Annotated in this window: 11 protein-coding genes and 1 pseudogene; 7 read left to right on the top strand and 5 right to left on the bottom strand. The window is 33.5% G+C overall.

Features of this window, described 5'->3' with window-relative positions; genetic code table 11:
• Positions 1–201 precede the first annotated feature (201 nt).
• The 3 genes from mscL to GFJ99_RS12590 all read right to left on the bottom strand — a co-directional run bounded on the left by mscL (position 202) and on the right by GFJ99_RS12590 (position 3,765).
• Entirely contained in the window at positions 202–618 is a 417-nt protein-coding gene (gene mscL, locus GFJ99_RS12600) for a large conductance mechanosensitive channel protein MscL (RefSeq protein ID WP_153209304.1), read from the bottom strand.
• 68 nt (positions 619–686) lie between these two features.
• Positions 687–3,131 carry a bifunctional UDP-N-acetylmuramoyl-tripeptide:D-alanyl-D-alanine ligase/alanine racemase gene (locus tag GFJ99_RS12595; protein WP_153209302.1) on the bottom strand — a complete coding sequence of 815 codons (2,445 nt, stop codon included), beginning with the start codon at positions 3,129–3,131 and terminating at the stop codon, positions 687–689.
• Position 3,132: 1 nt separating this feature from the next.
• Positions 3,133–3,765 (bottom strand): thymidine kinase, encoded by a 633-nt coding sequence (locus tag GFJ99_RS12590; RefSeq protein WP_153209300.1) that lies wholly within the window; start codon positions 3,763–3,765, stop codon positions 3,133–3,135.
• A gap of 102 nt (positions 3,766–3,867) precedes the next feature.
• On the opposite strand from GFJ99_RS12590, the gene GFJ99_RS12585 reads away from it, so the two are divergent.
• The 3 genes from GFJ99_RS12585 to GFJ99_RS12575 all read left to right on the top strand — a co-directional run bounded on the left by GFJ99_RS12585 (position 3,868) and on the right by GFJ99_RS12575 (position 6,615).
• Positions 3,868–4,803 carry a hypothetical protein gene (locus GFJ99_RS12585; RefSeq protein ID WP_153209298.1) on the top strand — a complete coding sequence of 312 codons (936 nt, stop codon included), beginning with the start codon at positions 3,868–3,870 and terminating at the stop codon, positions 4,801–4,803.
• Between the two features lie 398 nt (positions 4,804–5,201).
• Positions 5,202–5,885, top strand: coding sequence for a 16S rRNA (cytidine(1402)-2'-O)-methyltransferase (rsmI, locus tag GFJ99_RS12580; protein WP_153209297.1), 684 nt, complete (start codon positions 5,202–5,204; stop codon positions 5,883–5,885).
• Positions 5,886–6,189: 304 nt separating this feature from the next.
• The gene (locus GFJ99_RS12575; protein ID WP_153209295.1) at positions 6,190–6,615 is read left to right on the top strand and encodes an OsmC family protein; all 426 of its coding nucleotides are present in this window, start codon (positions 6,190–6,192) and stop codon (positions 6,613–6,615) included.
• Between the two features lie 93 nt (positions 6,616–6,708).
• On the opposite strand, the gene ade is transcribed toward GFJ99_RS12575, so the two are convergent.
• Positions 6,709–8,331 carry an adenine deaminase gene (ade, locus tag GFJ99_RS12570; protein WP_153209293.1) on the bottom strand — a complete coding sequence of 541 codons (1,623 nt, stop codon included), beginning with the start codon at positions 8,329–8,331 and terminating at the stop codon, positions 6,709–6,711.
• Positions 8,332–8,481: 150 nt separating this feature from the next.
• On the opposite strand from ade, the gene recJ reads away from it, so the two are divergent.
• Both recJ and GFJ99_RS12560 read left to right on the top strand, forming a co-directional pair.
• Positions 8,482–10,212 carry a single-stranded-DNA-specific exonuclease RecJ gene (recJ, locus tag GFJ99_RS12565; protein WP_153209291.1) on the top strand — a complete coding sequence of 577 codons (1,731 nt, stop codon included), beginning with the start codon at positions 8,482–8,484 and terminating at the stop codon, positions 10,210–10,212.
• A pseudogene (locus GFJ99_RS12560) lies at positions 10,205–11,478 on the top strand (MFS transporter). The gene recJ and the pseudogene GFJ99_RS12560 overlap by 8 nt, the downstream one beginning before the upstream one ends.
• Here GFJ99_RS12560 and GFJ99_RS12555 read toward each other — a convergent pair.
• On the bottom strand, positions 11,475–12,227 hold the full coding sequence (locus GFJ99_RS12555; protein ID WP_153209289.1) for a UDP-2,3-diacylglucosamine diphosphatase: 753 nt from the start codon (positions 12,225–12,227) through the stop codon (positions 11,475–11,477). The pseudogene GFJ99_RS12560 and the gene GFJ99_RS12555 overlap by 4 nt on opposite strands.
• 151 nt (positions 12,228–12,378) lie before the next feature.
• On the opposite strand from GFJ99_RS12555, the gene GFJ99_RS12550 reads away from it, so the two are divergent.
• Together GFJ99_RS12550 and GFJ99_RS12545 are read left to right on the top strand one after the other, a co-directional pair.
• Positions 12,379–18,177, top strand: a complete 5,799-nt coding sequence (locus tag GFJ99_RS12550; protein ID WP_153209287.1) for a gliding motility-associated C-terminal domain-containing protein — start codon at positions 12,379–12,381, stop codon at positions 18,175–18,177.
• Positions 18,178–18,222: 45 nt separating this feature from the next.
• A partial coding sequence (locus GFJ99_RS12545) for a PorP/SprF family type IX secretion system membrane protein (RefSeq protein WP_153209285.1) occupies positions 18,223–18,518 on the top strand: 296 nt, incomplete at its 3' end.

Raw genomic sequence — 18,518 nt, 5'->3', positions numbered from 1 at the left:
TAGTCAAATTGTTAATGAGGCTACTATTTATAAGGCATAACGCTATTTCAAAAACTCCTAAAAATGGACAAATTTGGACAAAATCGGCATTTTTTATTTTGTAAGAACGTATTTTTTGATAAATGTAAGTAAAAAAATTCTCAAAAAAAATACCACGCCAAAGGCGTGGTTTAATTAGAATATATAATGTAGCGGTATCGACTATTTTTTCAATAAATCTCTAATTTGTGTAAGCAATTCCTCTTGAGATGGTCCTGCTGGTGCCGCTGGAGCTGCTTCTTCTTTTTTCTTCGCTTTTTCTGCTGCTCTTAATATTACAAAAATAAATAACGAAATAATTACGAAGTTAATAATAGCTTGTACCAAGTTACCATAAGTAATTACTGCTGCTCCTGCTGCTTTAGCCGCATCAAGATTTGCATAACTTTCGCCGTTTAATGCAATAAATTTTTGAGTAAAATCAATTCCACCTGTTATTAGCCCAACAATTGGCATAATTACATCGTCAACTGCAGAGCCAACAATTTTACCAAAAGCACCACCAATAACAACGGCAGTAGCAAGGCTTAATACATCGCCTTTCATTAAAGAGGCTTTAAAATCTGCAAAAAATCCCATAGTTTTTAATTTTAAGAGTTAGTTTTTTTGTTTTAGTTTTACGAATTTACAAAAATTTTAACACAATTTTAATTTTTGTAGAAAATTCTTTTAACACGTTGCGAAATTCCAGTTAGAATTTCATAAGGTATCGTGCCAATTACATTTGCCATCTCTGTTACTTTTGGGTTTTTCCCAAAAACAATGACTTCATCTCCAGGCTTACAAAAAATGGAAGTAACATCAACCATCATCATATCCATACAAATCGAACCTAAAATGGTGGCTTTTTCATTGTTTATAATAACATAGCCTTTTTCGTTTCCCCAAGCTCTTCGAATGCCATCGGCATAACCAATCGGAATCGTAGCGACTTTCATTTTTTTAGTTACGCTGTATTTTCGGCTGTAACCAATGCTTTCTCCGGGTAAAACTTCTCTTATTTGTGAAATGATTGTTTTTAAGGTGCTTACATTTTCTAGCGTTTGTAATTCTTGTTCCGAATTTCCAATTCCATACAAACCAATCCCTAATCGCACCATTTCCATTTGTTTTTCGGGGTAATTAAAAATACCAGACGTGTTTAAAATGTGACGAATTGGAATGTAGGAAAGCACAGCGGCAATAGCATTATACATTTCATCAAATCGTTGAAATTGTAATTGTGTAAATTCATTAAATTTTTTGTCGTCACTCGCAGCCAAGTGAGAAAAAACACTTTTTATTTTAATAAAGTTGTTGTTTTTTAACAAAGATACCAATTCATCCATTTGAGGCATTTCAAACCCTAAACGATGCATTCCGGTATCTAATTTAATATGAATCGGATAATTTGAAATATTTTGTTCTTGAGCAATTTTAAGAAAAGCTTGTAAACCCGTAATCGAATAAATTTCGGGTTCTAAATTGTAAGCAATCATGGCTCTAAAACTACTATTTTCGGGATTTAAAACCATAATTGGAGTCGTAATTCCGGCTTTTCGTAATTCGATCCCTTCATCGGCAAAAGCCACACCTAAATAATCGACTTTATGATGTTCGAGCAATTTCGCAATTTCATACCCGCCATTTCCGTAACCAAACGCTTTCACCATGACCATAATTTTGGTGTCGTGTTTTAGTTTGGATTTGTAGAAATTCAGGTTGTGACTAATCGCATCTAAGTTGATTTCTAATATGGTTTCGTGATTTTTTTCTTCCAACAAAACCACAATTTCATGAAAGTTAAAACCACGAGAACCTTTTACTAATATGGTTTCGTTTTGAAACGATTGTGTGTTGAATTGCTGTAAAAATTCTTGCGTTGTGGCAAAAGAAATTACATTTGGCAAATCTTTTAAATGCTTGTTTATTATTTCGCCAATTGTAATTATACGACCTATTTTATTTTTGGAAAGTAAATTTTTAACCTGATTATATAAAGTTTCTGATGCAATTCCACTATTAAAAATATCAGAAAGTATAATTGTTTTTTTATCGTGTAATTTTTGTTGTTCTAAAAAATCTAATGCTATTTTTAGTGACGGATAATCTAAGGAGTAACTATCGTCTATAACCAAGCAATTGTTGATTCCTTTTTTTGCCTGAAGTCTTAATTCTACAGGATATAATTCACCAACTCTCTTTTGAATAAATGAAATGTCTTCGTTTAGAAAAAGCATAAAATTTACACAAGTAATTGCGTTTTCAATAGAATTAGCATCAGAAAAAGGAACAATAACACTAAAAGAAGTAGTACTGTTTTTAAAAGTTAATTGCGTTGTGTTGTTTTCTTTTTTTTGCGTAACGAAAAGATGTGCAGTTTCATCAGAAAAACTCCACGTGTGTTTTTGAATTTTGTTTGAAAGTAAAACCTCAATACTTTCGTTTTTTTCTAAAAAAATGTCGGTACAATTTTCAAAAAGTTTAATTTTTTCTTTGATTTTGGCTTCACGATTTGGAAAACCTTCATCGTGTGCTGCCCCAATATTGGTTAAAATGCCATATTTTGGAGTAATTATTTTTTCCAATTGCAACATTTCGTTGGGTAACGAAATTCCGGTTTCAAAAAGTCCAAAATCATATGTTCCTTCTACGCCTAAAACCGATAAGGGAACTCCAACTTGCGAATTATAACTTTTCGGATTTCGAACAATCAAATGATTCGGGCTCAACAGGAAATTCAACCATTCTTTCACGATGGTTTTTCCGTTGCTTCCGGTAATTCCCACAAAGGGAAAATCGAATTGTTTTCGATACCCAATCGCAGTTTGTTGTAATGCTTTTAACGAATTTTCAACGATAATAAAATTCGCTTTTTCATACAAATGTTCTGGAATATATTCAACCACAAAATAGCGAACGCCTTTTGAAATCAATTCTTCCAAATACAAATGCGCATCGTGGTTTTGTCCTTTGATAGCAAAAAACAAAGTATTGCTTCCATTTTGCAACGAACGGCTGTCTATCGAAATGTGACTTGCGGTAAATTCAGTCGAATTTCCGTGAAAAACGCCTTTACAAAATGAAATGATATGGGTGATAGTGAGATTCAATTTATGTGTTATTGTCTTTTTGCTTGTTTACAATTTCAACATCTTTCACTTTCATGTTTTCGCGTATTGCTTTAAAATAGGCTGCACGGCTTAATGGTTCGTATTCTTCAGTTTCACCAAGCATAACCAATCTTTTGTCATCAGATTTTCTAAAACTATAATGCGCTAAATTTCCAGTGCGTGTACAAACAGCGTGAACTTTGGTAACATATTCAGCTGTAGCCATAAGCGCTGGCATTGGGCCAAAAGGATTTCCTTTAAAATCCATATCCAAACCAGCAACAATTACTCGAATTCCCGAATTGGCTAAATCATTACAAACCGCAACAATTTCTTCGTCAAAAAATTGCGCTTCATCTATGCCCACTACATCGCAACCTTGTGCTAAAATTCGAATATTTTCAGCAACAGGAACTGGTGTAGAACGAATTTCATTGGCATCGTGAGAAACTACCATTTCGTCATGGTATCTCGTGTCTACAGCTGGTTTAAAGATTTCGACTTTTTGTTTAGCAAATTGAGCGCGCTTTAATCGGCGAATCAATTCTTCAGTTTTACCCGAAAACATAGAGCCACAAATTACTTCTATCCAGCCAAATTGTTCTTGTTGATTTACGGTATTTTCGAGAAACATTTTGTATCTTTCGTACGTTAAAAAATTATTTTCTGCTACATTTGTAAGCAAAACAAAAATAGTAAAAAACCAACGATATATTTAACTACACGCACCAAAGTTATGAAGAAAAGAATATCAGCTGAATTAATCAGTATTGCGCACCGAATTTTAAAGCTTAAAAACCATTCTGAAACACTTCAATTGCAACAAGAAGCTAAAAACTTGTATGATCAATTGACTATTTTACGTTTCTATGAAGAAAATTTCGAATTGGTAAAAAATGAAATTTCGCAAGAGGTTTTAGAAGAAAAATTAGAAGGAAAACCAACAGAAGTTTTTAACGCTCCAATTGATGTTGTGGTAGAAAACATCGAAGTTGAGAATGAGGTTGAGATTGATGCTCAAGTTTTTGAAGCGCCTATTGAAGTTGAGAAAGTAATTGTTGCCGAATTAGTAGTTGAGGATGATGAGGAAGAAATAACACCCGTTGTTGAAGAAAAAGTTGAAGAAATAAAAGCTGAAATTCCATCTGAACCAGAATCTGGAGTTATTGGAACTCAAGCGAAGCAAATTTCTTTTGAAGACATGCTAGTTCATGATTATACGGAATTAGATTTTGTAAAAGTAGAAGACGTTCCTGTTGAAGTTGAAAAAGCATCTGAAACATTTTTTGAAGCTGTTGAACCTGTTACAGAAGAAATTAAAGTAGAAATTCAATCAGAACCAGTTGCGGCTGAAACCATAGCTCCTTTAGAAGTTGAAGTAAAAACTACTTTTGAAAAAGTACAAAAAGAAGATAAAATTTCATCATTAAACGATAGATTAAATAAAATTATTTCTTTTGGTTTGAATGACCGAATTGGATTTGAGAAAAAACTATTTGCTGGAAGTTCGGATGATTTTAACCGAGTAATTTCGCAATTAAATACTTTTGATAGTTTTGATGAAGCTCGTTCTTTTGTGCAAGATTTTGTAAAGCCCGATTATAACAATTGGGAAGGAAATGAAGAATTTGAAGCACGTTTCATGGAAATTGTGGAGAAGAAGTTTAGTTAAATTTTAGTCGCAGTCTCAGTTTTTAGTCACAGATTCCTTATTGGTGAATTCGTGAAATTCGAGTTTTAACACAGAGATTCACCGAGTTTTTTTTTGAAGTAGATACTTTTTAGAGAGATACACAGAGCGTTTAAGTTTGTATAACCTTTTATGAACTTTTTCGATTTAAGTAATTCACTTAGAAAAACTTATATGACCTATATGTTTAAAAAATTTGTGCTAATTCGTGTTTTTAATTTAATCACGTAGAAACATATGTTTTTTTTATTGTTTGAGTTTTGTTTAGCACGTATAGCTAATGTGAAGAAAATTTATTTTCTATATTATTCTTTTCAAAATACAAATATTACTATGTGCCTATGTGTTTAAAAAATCCAGTTAAATTCAACCTGTTTTAAATGAGTAAATTATATATCGTTCCTACGCCAATTGGCAATTTAGAAGACATGACTTTTCGTGCTATTAAAGTACTAAAAGAAGTCGATTTAATTTTAGCAGAAGACACACGAACCAGCGGAAAATTGCTAAAACACTTCGAAATTGCTACACACATGCACAGCCACCACATGCACAACGAACACAAAACCGTTGAAAATTTGGTCAAGCGATTACAAGCAGGCGAAACCATTGCTTTAATTAGCGATGCAGGAACACCAGCCATTTCAGATCCTGGATTTTTGCTTACGCGTGCTTGTGTAGAAAATGGAGTAGCAGTAGAATGTTTGCCTGGAGCAACTGCTTTTGTACCTGCTTTGGTAAATAGTGGTTTGCCTAACGATAAATTCGTATTCGAAGGATTTTTACCTGATAAAAAAGGAAGACAAACTCGATTTTTAGCTTTGCAAGAAGAATGTCGTACGATGATTTTCTATGTATCGCCACATAAATTAAATAAAACCTTAGCCGAATTTGCACAATATTTTGGGGCCGACAGACCTGTTTCTGTTTCCCGAGAATTATCTAAATTACACGAAGAAACGGTAAGAGGAACCGCTGAAGAAGTTTTAAAACATTTTGAAGCGAAACCCGCTAAAGGTGAGATTGTGGTTTGTGTTGGAGGATTAATCAAGACTAAAGGATGATGAGTTTTAAGAAAGTAGGATTGTTTCTTTTTGTTATTTTAGCAACAAACATTACAATTCATTTTGAAGTCATTCCAAATATTCAAATTTTTGCAAATAGTCATTCAGCAAATGGAGATTATTTAATGATAATTACTTTTTTGGTTGCTGTAATAAGTTTTATATTTTCTTTATACTTGATTTTCTTCAAGAAAAATAAAACTGGTTTTCTATTATTGTTATTTGCTCTCAATATAGCATTATGGATTCCAAAAATGTTTAGCATTAATTGTAAATTTTGTTCAATAGCATAATATTAAAAACGATGGAAACACACAATATAACTACTACCTGGAAAGGTAACATGCAATTTGAGTCCACAAATCCAAGTGGCGATATTATTTCAATTGATGCTGGACCAGAAAACGGAGGCGAAGGAAAAGGCTTGCGTCCAAAAGCTTTGATGTTATCGGCTTTAGCAGGTTGTACCGGTTTAGACGTAGTTTCTTTAATCGAAAAAATGAAGTTAGAAGTAGCCGATTTCAAAATTGAAACTTCAGGTGAATTAACCGAGGAACATCCCAAAACCTATCACACAGTAAAAGTAGATTACCATTTTTACGGCATCAATTTAGACGAGAAAAAGTTAGAAAAAGCGGTAAATTTATCCGTAGAAAAATATTGTGGCGTAATGGAAATGTTCCGTCAATTTGCAAAAGTTGAGGTAGCGATTTTTTATCATAAGTTGTAGTTGTTTGTCATTTCGACGCAAGTAGAAATCACATAATTTTCAATGAGATGTATTCAATCTTTTGTTCGAAATTAATAAATTATAAGGTGAAAGTTATTCCACATCTAAATCTACAAACGAGAAACTATTTCCGCTAAATAATCCTTTGTCAGAAAGTTTTAAATCAGGAATAACCAATAAAGCCATAAAAGAAAGCGTCATAAATGGTGCTTTTAATTTGCTTCCTAGTTCTTTTGCTGTTTTGTCAATTTCCTGATACAATTTTCCAGTTTCCCATCCGTCTTTTGCACTCATAATTCCTGCAACTGGTAACGATAAAACTTTTTCTTCAGAACCATTTACAGCACAAATGCCACCTTTGTTATCAATTAGTAAATTAACAGCTCTGCAAATTTCTTCGTCAGAAGTTCCTACTACTACAATATTATGACAATCGTGTGCCACTGAACTTGCAATAGCACCTTTTTTTAACCCAAAATTCTTTATAAAGGCAATTGCTGGTATTGCATTTTGGTATCTATTTACAACGGCCATTTTTAAAACATCATTATTTGTATCAGAAACAAGTTTCCCGTTTTTGATGAGTGATGCATGATGTAATTCATTCGTAATCAATTGACCTTCTAAAGCTTCAATTACTCTAATTTTTGAAGCTGTGCTTTCAATTTCAAAATCTGAAATGGTTTTTGTTGTGATATTAAAATTATTTGGTCTATCAAATGAAACATGTTTAACATTTGAAATACCATTTTCAGCAACTAATTCACCATTTATAAATGTTTTACTAACTTTAAAATTAACTAAATCTTCAACTACTATAAAATCAGCATAATCGTTCTGTTGCAACAAACCAACATTCATTTTGTAATGATGTACCGGATTTATACATGCTGCTTGTAAAACTTTAAACAAATCGATTCCTTTTGCAACTGCTCTGGCGCAAAGAGTATTAATATGTCCAATTATTAAGTCATCTGGATGTTTATCGTCTGAACAAAACATCATATTTTCGTAATGTTCAGGAAGTAAATCAATTAAAGCTTCAAAGTTTTTTGCTGCACTTCCTTCACGAATAATGACTTTCATTCCAAGAGATAGTTTTTCAGCAGCTTCCTCATACGTAAAGCATTCATGATCTGTTGTAATTCCTGCTGAAATGTATTTTTTTATAGGTTCACCTCTTAAGCCTGGAGCGTGCCCATCAACAGGTTTATTAAAATGCTTTGCCCATTCTATTTTTTTTATCACTTCTGCATCATCAAATAAAACACCCGGATAATTCATCATTTCGGCTAAATAATAAATATCTGGAGAAGCTAGTAACTCCTTAATTCCTTCAGAATCTATTATAGCTCCAGCTGTTTCAAAGGAAGTTGCAGGAACACAAGATGGCGCGCCAAAATGAAATTTTAGTGGTACTTTTTTACCATTTTCTATCATGTAGTAAACACCTTCATTTCCTAATACATTTGCAATTTCATGAGGGTCAGAAATTGTACCAACGGTTCCATGTAAAACTGCGATTTTTGCAAATTCAGAAGGTACAAGCATAGAACTTTCTATATGAATATGAGAATCGATAAAACCCGGAAGAATAAATGATTTTTCTGCATGTTCTTTTTCAATAATGGATTTTATTTTTCCGTTTTCGATAGTAACTTCACCCGAGTAGATTCTTTTATTTAGGATGTCGACAATTTGTCCTTGAATTTGCATCTTTATTTATTTAATGTAATGTTTTTCAAAAATAGTTAAAAAATAATGGAACTTTTGACTCCCAATTTATTATTTCAGTTTTTCTATATACATTTGTAATTCATTTATGCCATTCAAAATAATTCAAAATTTTTAATTCATAATTAAACTATGCGTTGGAATCTAAAATCTAAGCCAAATCAAGAAAAAGTACAAGCCATTCAGAGCGCCCTTCAAGTTGACGAAATTATCGCCACTTTATTAGTTCAACGAGGTGTTGAAACCTTTGAACAAGCCAAAACATTTTTCCGTCCCACTTTAGCCGATTTGCACAATCCGTATCTCATGAAAGATATGGACAAAGCTGTGGTGCGAATTGAAAAAGCTATTTCAAATAACGAAAATATATTAGTTTTTGGCGATTATGATGTAGATGGAACAACCGCTGTTTCTTTAGTTTCGAGTTATTTACGAAGTTTTTATCCAAATGTTGCAACGTATATTCCAGATCGATATGCAGAAGGTTACGGTATTTCTTATATGGGAATTGATTATGCCGAAGACAACGATATTTCTTTAATTATTGCATTGGATTGCGGAATTAAGTCGATAGATCACGTAAATTATGCCAAAGCAAAAAATATCGATTTCATTATTTGCGACCACCATCGACCTGGACCAGTTCTCCCAGATGCTATTGCTGTTTTAGACCCAAAACGAGACGATTGTTCGTATCCGTATGACGAATTATGTGGTTGTGGTGTTGGTTTCAAGTTAGTTCAAGCTTTAGCCGAAAACAGAAACCAAACGATTGCTGATTTGGTCTTATATTTAGATTTGGTTGCAACAGCTATTGCCGCTGATATTGTTCCGATTACTGGTGAAAATCGGGTGTTGGCTAAATTTGGTTTGGAAGTGATTAATTCGAATCCGCGTCCTGGAATTAAGGCTTTGGTTCAAAATGTAAAGACCCGAGCCAACGGCGAACGGAGCGAAGCTAAGAAAGTCTTAACGATTACTGATGTTGTTTTTATTGTCGCACCAAGAATTAATGCTGCAGGAAGAATTAAACACGGAAACGAAGCGGTTGCTTTATTAACGGAATACAATTTAGAACAAGCGGAACAATTCGCTTCCGAAATCGAGCAACATAATTCGGATAGAAAAGAATTAGACAAACAAATTACGAAAGAAGCTTTACTTCAAATAGAAGAAAATAACGAACAAAATCGATTTTCAACCGTTGTATATCAAGAAAATTGGCACAAAGGAGTTATTGGTATTGTGGCTTCTCGATTGGTAGAAAATTATTATCGTCCAACGATTGTTTTTACAAAAAGCGGAGATAAATTAGCGGCTTCGGCACGTTCAGTAAAAGATTTTGATGTGTATAATGCATTGGAAGCTTGTGCGGAACATTTGGAGCAATTCGGCGGTCACATGTATGCTGCCGGAATGACGCTAAAAGAAGAAAATTACGATAATTTCAAAAATGCCTTCGAAAAAGTAGTTCAAGAAACTATTCACCCCGATTTGTTAATGCCTGAAATTGCTTACGATGCAGAAATCGATTTATCGGAAATTCATCCAAAATTAATGCGAGTATTGAAACAGTTTGAACCTTTTGGTCCTGAAAACATGACGCCTTTATTTTTAGCGAAAGGATTAACCGATTCTGGTTATGCGAAAACTTTAGGTGCCGATAACGAACATTTGAAAGCATTTGTAAAACAAGGCAATTCGGAAAATTTTGGTGCTATTGGTTTTGGATTGGGCAACAAATTAGATATTGTTACAAACAAAAATAAATTCGATGCAATTTTCTCCTTGGAAGAAAATGAATGGAAAGATATAATAACTTTGCAGTTGCAATTACGTGATATTCGTTCCTCAAATGGCTAAAAAAGATCCTTACGCAGCGCTTCGTTTTAAAGAATTTCGAATTTTTCTTGGAATGCGTTTTGCATTAGTTTTCGCATGGTCGATGCAATTTGTTATTATTGAATGGGAAGTGTATAGTTTAACTAAAAATCCACTTTCTTTAGGGATTATTGGCTTAATGGAAATTATTCCTGCTATTTCAATGGCACTATTTGCGGGTCATATTGTAGATCAAAATGAAAAGAAAAGAAAAGTCTTTTGGTTAAATGCTTAATTGGGTTTTCTGTTATTAGTTTAGGTCTTTTTTTAGTTACTGTTCCAAGTGTTGTTTCCTCGCTAACGAAGTCAACTATTTTATGGATTATTTATGCATTAGTTTTTTTAGGAGGATTCGTTCGGGCTTTTATTGGGCCAACAGTTTTTTCTTTACTTTCTTTAATTGTTCCAAAGAAAAATTATCCAAATGCTGCTACTTGGAGTAGTTCAACGTGGCAATTGGCTTCTATGTTTGGACCCGCACTTGCTGGTTTTTCAATAGGAATTATGGGCGTACATTGGTCTATGTGTTTGGTTTTTGCTTGCACATTAGTTGCTCTAATGTTGTTAACTCAAATTACAAGAAAACCTATTTTAAATCCAAAAATTGGAGAGCCAATCTTTCAAAGTTTAATAGAAGGGGTGAAGTTTGTTTTTAATAATAAAACCATTTTAGGTGCTATTTCATTAGATATGTTTGCTGTTTTGTTTGGTGGAGCAGTGGCTTTATTGCCCATTTTTGCCCAAGACATTTTAAAAGTAGGTTCTGAGGGTTTTGGAGTATTACGCGCTGCTCCGGCAGTTGGTTCAATCATTACAATGTTAGCAGCTGCTTACTTTTCATTAAATAAAAATGCGGGAGTTAAATTGTTAACTGCTATTTTTATATTTGGACTATGTATTATTGTTTTTGGTTTATCTGAAATATTTTGGATTTCTGTACTAGCTTTGTTTTTAAGTGGGGTTGCTGATGGTGTATCGGTTGTCATTAGAAATACGATCTTACAATTACACACACCAGACAATATGCGTGGAAGAGTTTCATCAGTAAATTCAATTTTTGTGGGTTCTTCAAACGAATTTGGAGCTTTTGAAAGTGGTGTTACAGCAAAATTAATGGGAGTTGTTCGTGCAGTGGTTTTTGGTGGTTGTTTGACAATTGGAACAGTGGTTATAACAGCATTTATTTCGCCTTCTTTTAGAAAGTTAGATTTAGAAAAAGAAGTAGAAGCTTTAGAAAAAGAAGATTAATTTTTATATTCTTTTAATTCAAAAGTTGAGCCATCAAAAACACCATAGGTAAAATAACCAATCCAATCGCCTAAATTAATGTATTTTGATTTCTCAGAAACATCTATTATCATTGGTAAATGGCGGTGTCCAAAAACAAAAAAGTCATAAGATTTGGTTTCTAATTTACGTTTAGCATATTGTACTAACCATTCATTTTCTTCTCCAAGAAATTTAACGTCTTCAGCTCCAGAAATTAATTTATTCTTAACCGATAAATATTGTGCTAATTTCACACCAATATCTGGATGTAACCAACGAAATAGCCATTTTGAAAAAGGATTAGTAAACACTTTTTTCATTCTTTTATAGCCTAAATCACCAGGTCCTTTTCCATCTCCATGACCAATTAAGAATGTTTTGTTATTAAAAGTGAATTCTTGGTTATCATGATATACAGGAATATTGAGTTCTTTTTCAAAATAATCACCCATCCATAAATCATGATTTCCAACAAAAAAATAAATTGGAATTCCAGCATCTTTTATTTCTGCTAGTTTTCCTAAAACTCTTACAAAACCTTTTGGTACTACGGTTTTATATTCAAACCAAAAATCAAATAAATCCCCGAGTAAGAAAATGGCATCTGCATCATGTTTTACTTCGTCTAACCAATTGATGAACTTTTGCTCCCTTGGGAAGCTTAATTCAGGAGTGGGTGCCCCAAAATGTTGGTCTGAAGCAAAGTAGATTTTTGAGTTTATTTTCAAAGTTGAATTATTTTTTACAAATATACATAAAATCTATAATCTTAATAAATGCATTTTATCGATAAAAAACGCATTTTATCGATATTAAGTTTGTAGGTTAATTTATTGTGTAACTTTGAAAAATTAATCAAACCATAACTATATTTTAACAATGAAAAAATTATTACTTTTTTTCATGTCGTTCTTTACTTTTTTTGCCTTCGGACAATTGTCTGAAGACTTTGAAAATGTGGCTTTTCCACCTCCTGGGTGGGTGGTAACAGACAACGGCATCGGAACTGCTCAATCTTGGGGAAGAAATACCATTTTGCCAAATACTTGGACTATTGGTGTTGCTTCTGCTATGTCAAATCGTGAAGGAAGTATTCCAGGTCTTGCACAAGACTGGTTAATTACGCCTCAAGTTACTGTCCCTACAAATGGACAAGTAAGGTTTTTTGCTCGATCTTTTTCTCCTGGAGAGCAAGGAAGTATATACAAAGTATTATTATCAACTACTGGTCAAAACATAGCTGATTTTACTACAACATTAGCAACTTATACAGAATTAGAAATAAACGCAACAGGATTTCAACAATTTTTCGTGTTGTTAGATGCATATGCAGGTCAAAATGTTCATATTGCTTTTGTTCATGAAGTTACTGGTGGTCTTGGAGATCGCTGGATTTTAGATAAAGTTAATGTGGATAGACAATGTTTACAATTAACAAATTTAACTGTTTCTGCCATTGGAGACGTTTCTGTTAACTTAGGATGGACTAATCCAACAGGTGCAACAGAATGGGAAGTTGAATATGGACCAGTTGGTTTTGTTCAAGGTTCAGGAACATTAGTTACAGGAATTACTTCAAATCCATATACACTAACAGGTTTAACAGCTGCTACTACTTATGATTTTTATGTAAGAGCTGTTTGTGGATTAGACAATGTTAGTCCTTGGTCTGATTCTGGAACTTTTACCACTGCATTATGTGCAGCCTCTCAACAATGTGATTTCATTTTTAGAATGACAGATTCATGGGGGGACGGTTGGAATGGAAACACCATGTCTATTAGGCAATTTGGTCAAACAGTAGCTACTATTGGTGGAACTTTTACAAATGGTAATGGTCCTGTCAACGTAACAGTATCTTTATGTAGTAATCAACCTTTTGAATTGTTTTGGAATACAGGTGGAGGTTTTGCTAACGAAGTTGGAGTTGCAATTATTGATCCATTAGGTGTTCAAATATATAATAAGCCATTTAACACGGGAACGCAAGGGTCTCTTTTATATTCAGGACCTGCTATGTGTACACCGCCAACTTGTCCTGCGCCAACAAATATTGTAGTAAGTGCTTTAACAACGACTTCTGGAACTATTACTTGGACAAATAATGCTCCATCAGCTACACAATGGCAGGTAATCATTCAACCAACAGGTACTGGATATCCACCAAATGGAGCTACTCCTACAGCAGTTGTAAGTTCACCAACTTATAGTTTTTCTGGATTCCCGTCTGCAACTTCATTTGAAGTATATGTTAGAGCCATTTGTAGTCCAACAGACTCAAGTGTTTGGGGAGGACCAACAAATTTTGCGACTTTAATTTCCAATGATGAATGTGCAGCAGCAATAAATGTTCCTGTTAATACTGGAACTGCTTGTATAAATTCTGTTAATGGAACTGTATTAGGTGCTACTGCTTCATCAGATCCTAATGGATGTGCTGGAACAGATGATGATGACGTTTGGTTTCAATTTACCGCAACGGAAGGGACTCATACAATTTCACTTGTAAACGTAGCAGGTAGTACTACAGACATGTATCATGTGGTTTATTCTGGAACTTGTGGAGCATTAACTCAATTATATTGTAGTGATAACAATAGTAGTGTTGCTGCTAATTTAGTTCCTGGTCAAACTTATTATATTAGAGTTTATACATTTACGGCAACTCCTAACCAAAACACTACTTTTACATTGTGTGTTGGTACACCAGTTGATTGTTCTGATGCTTCTGCATTTTGTGGTGAAACAGGATTGGTTTATACAAACTCAGTAGGAGTTCCTAGTTATGGAGGTATAGGTTGTTTATTTACCACACCTAACCCATCATGGTATTTTATGCAGGTAAGTCAGACAGGAAATTTAACTTTTCAAATTTCTCAAACAAATAATACAACAGGAGGTGGAATTGATGTTGACTACATTATATGGGGACCATTTACACCAGCAGAGTTTGCAACTTCGTGTAATGATTTATATGATTTCCCTGACGGCAATACAACGATTCCAAATAATGTTGCGTCATGTAGTTATTCAGCGGCTGCGATTGAAAATTTCACAATTAATAATGCGCAACTTAATGATATTTACATTGTATTGATTACTAACTTTAGTAACCAACCTGGGACTGTAACATTTACACAAACCAATTTAAATGGTACTGGGGCTGGAGCAACAAATTGTGATATTGTTTGTAGTACTAATTTAGGACCAGATCAGGTACTTTGTGCTGATTCATATCAATTAGTTTCTTCTAATACAACTGCCGATGCTTATGAATGGTTCTTTAATGGTGTATTAATACCAGGTGAAACAACAAGCACATTAACGGTTTATCAATCGGGAACATATAAAGTGAGAATAACTTGTGGAATTAATAATATTGAAGACGAAATAGTTGTTACACTTAATGAAACTATTGTTCCAACATTTGCAACACCTGGATCTGTATGTTCTGGTAGTCCAAATATTGCATTGAGTAATACTTCAATTAATGGTGTAACAGGTCAATGGTCATTATCTGGAAATCCAGTTACTGAAATTGATACGGCTACACCTGGTACTTTCTTATATATTTTCACTCCAGATGTCGCAACTTTCCCATGTTCTCCAACATTTGAAATGAATGTTGAAATCTTAGGTACTTGTACTTTTAATTCTTTCGCAACAGCAGTTTGGATTCAAGACTGTACAAATACAGCTACTGAAGGTGAGTTTTATAATGTTACTGGAATTGGTACTGATTTAATAGGTCCATCTACTAATGTATTCCCAAGCTCAGATTTAGGAGTATATATACAAAATTCAGGAAATCTTATTTTAAGAGGAGGTGAATTAAAATCTTTTAAAACAGCTACAGCTAATGTTTGTAGTGCTAGATTAAATTATAGAATTTATGAAGCGACATCTACACCAGGAGCTTTTACAGTTTTAAATTTACCATTCTTTGATGATTGTGTTGCTGGAAATTTTGCTTCTGGAGGTGCTTGTAATGTTGGAGATCAAAAATGGCAAGAAGTATTAAATAATGCCGAATCTCCTATAGATTTAACAAATTATCCTGCTGGTAATTATGTTGTTGAGGTTTATTTTGATTTAACAGGGGATAATAACAGTACTGTAGATTGTGATGACACTATATTTGTGAATAATAATGGTTCTAATTACAAAGCTAACTTTACTATTCAGGCTTCACCTATCTTTACATTTACGAATGAGCAATGTGGTAGTTCTAATGCTACAATCACTGCTTCAGGATTTATTGCTGGTGAAACTTATACAGTTACTTATACAGATGATATGGTAACAGTTGGTCCTACTAACTTTATAGCAAATTCAAGTGGACAAATAATTTTATCTGGATTAAATGCAGGTACTTATGCAGACTTTAATTTCCAAATTAATGGATGTGATATTTTTAATGCCACACCAATAGTAATTACAAATTTCTCACCAAGTATCACTCAGGTTACTTCTAATACTGAAATTTGTATAGGTGATAATGCTGTATTCACAATTGAAGGTTCACCTGGTTTTAATGTAAATTATACAATAAACGGAGGAACAAATCAAACAATTGCTTTAGATGCTACTACTGGTTTGGCTACTATTACAATTAATAGTCCAGTGGTTGGTACAGTTAATCTACAATTAGTAAGTATTTTCAATCCTTCTTGTTCTATACTTGTAAATAACACATCATCAGTAGTTGTTAATGCTTTACCAACAGCTACATTAGCAGTTGTTGATAGTAATATTTGTTTAGGTGTTGGAAATGCTGATTTTGTAATTACGGGTACTCCTAATGCAACAGTTTCTTATACTATTAATGGAGGTATAACTCAAACAGTTGATATCGAAGCATCTGGTTCTGTTACAGTTTCGGTTGCTTTGCCAGTTTCAGATGTAATGCTTGAATTAACAGGTGTAACTTTTGGAATTTGTAGTAATGTTACAACGGGTCAAATAGGTACTGTAGTGGTTACATCAATTCCGGTTCCAGTTATTAATATAACTCAAACCCCAGTTTGTGCAGACCAAACGGCTTCATTTACAGTAGCATCTCCTGTAAATTCAGTTTTAAATACACCTTCTGATTTATTTATTTCTGAGATAACAGATCACACTTCTGGATCTTTAACGTATGTAGAAATTTATAACGGTACTGGAAGTGCTGTTGATTTAGCAAATTATAAATTAAAAGTGTATACTAACGCAACAGGTACACCTACTTGTAATTTAGCTTTAAGTGGTATCCTTGCAAACGATGATGTTGTTGTTGTTAAATTAAGTAATAGTCCTAATCAAGGTGGTATAGTTCCTGATTTAACTTTTACTACTTGTGCAGGAGTTAATAATAATGATAATATTGTTTTAACTACTAGTACTGATGTAGACTTAGATAATTGGGGTGTAAATCAAGTTGTATTTACCCCAGCAGGTGGTGTAGGGTATAATTACAGAAGACTTTCAACATCAGTATTACCTACAATGACATGGGATCCTGCAGATTGGGATGTTATTGATTGGACTAATACTGCACCAAACCTTCCTGATTATTCAGATGTAGGTTTCTATAGTCTTTATGTAACTAATTTTGAGTATACTTTAAGTGATGGAGTAACTTCTACAACACAAACTAGTACTAATTTTACAGGTGTTGTACCTGGTACGTATACTTTAGTTGCAACCGATTTAGTTACAGGATGTAATTCTAATCCGTTAACATTTACAATAGATCCTGTAGTATATGCAGATCCAGTAACAACAATTTCTTATACAACTCCAGTTTGTATTTCAGATGCGACGAATCCATCGCCAAATACATCTGCTGCAGGATTTACCGTAGGAGGAGTTTATAGTTCTACTGCTGGTCTTTCAATTGATGCTTCTACTGGTGTTATAGATTTATCACTTAGTACAGCAGGTACTTATGTTGTTACGTATACTGTTGCTATAGATGTTACAAATTGTTTAAATGCGGGTAGTAGTCAAACTACTATTGTAATTACACCAAATAACCCATCAACTTTTACTAATATTATAGATGTTTGTGAAGGAACTACAGCTACTTTACCTGCTGCTTCAATTGAAGGTTATACTGGTACATGGTCGCCTGCAACAATTGATACTTCAATTATTGGTACAACTACTTATACATTTACTCCAAATGCTGGTCAATGTGCTGCTATTGGAACAATAGATGTTACTATTGATGATAGATCTCTTCCAACATTTACTCAATTAGATGATTTATGTCTTGGAGCTTTTGTTGAATTACCATTGACTTCAATAGAAGGGGTTACAGGAACTTGGAATCCAGCAACAGTTAATACTTCACAGGTAGGAATTATTACATATACTTTTACTCCAGACGTAAGTTTCTGTGCAGATATTACAACTATGGATCTAAACGTAATTGGTTGTGAAATTCCAAAAGGTATTTCTCCAAATAATGATGGAGATAATGATTCTTGGGATTTATCTGGTTATGATGTTAGTAAAGTAGAGATTTTTAACAGATACGGAACTAAAGTTTATAGTAAATCCAATTATTCTAATGAATGGTCTGGACAATCTGATGGTGGAAATGAATTACCTGATGGTACTTACTATTATGTAATTGAATTTAACGATTTACCTGCTAAAACAGGTTGGGTGTATATTAATAGACAGCAATAATTAAAAAGGCTGCTACTTTGGTAGCAGCCATAAAAAATAAGAATAATGAAGAAACTATATTTAGTAGCTTTAGTTGTATTTTCTACAATTGTAGATTTACACGCACAACAAGATCCCCATTACACACAATACATGTATAATATGAGTGTAATGAATCCGGCATATGCTGGAAGTAAGGATAATTTATCTATGGGATTATTATACAGAAAGCAGTGGGTTGAGATTGAGGATGCGCCTACTACAGGTACCTTTTTTGGTCACGCTCCAGTTGGAAAGAATGTAGGATTAGGTTTGAGTTTTATATCAGACAAGATTGGTCCTGTTGAGGAAAACAATGTTTA

The sequence above is a fragment of the Flavobacterium sp. LMO6 genome (genome assembly GCF_009495795.1).
In the GTDB taxonomy this organism is placed as follows: Bacteria; Bacteroidota; Bacteroidia; order Flavobacteriales; family Flavobacteriaceae; genus Flavobacterium.
The sequence above is the reverse complement of the archived record's forward strand: the minus strand, read 5'-3'. Positions and strand labels throughout refer to the sequence as shown.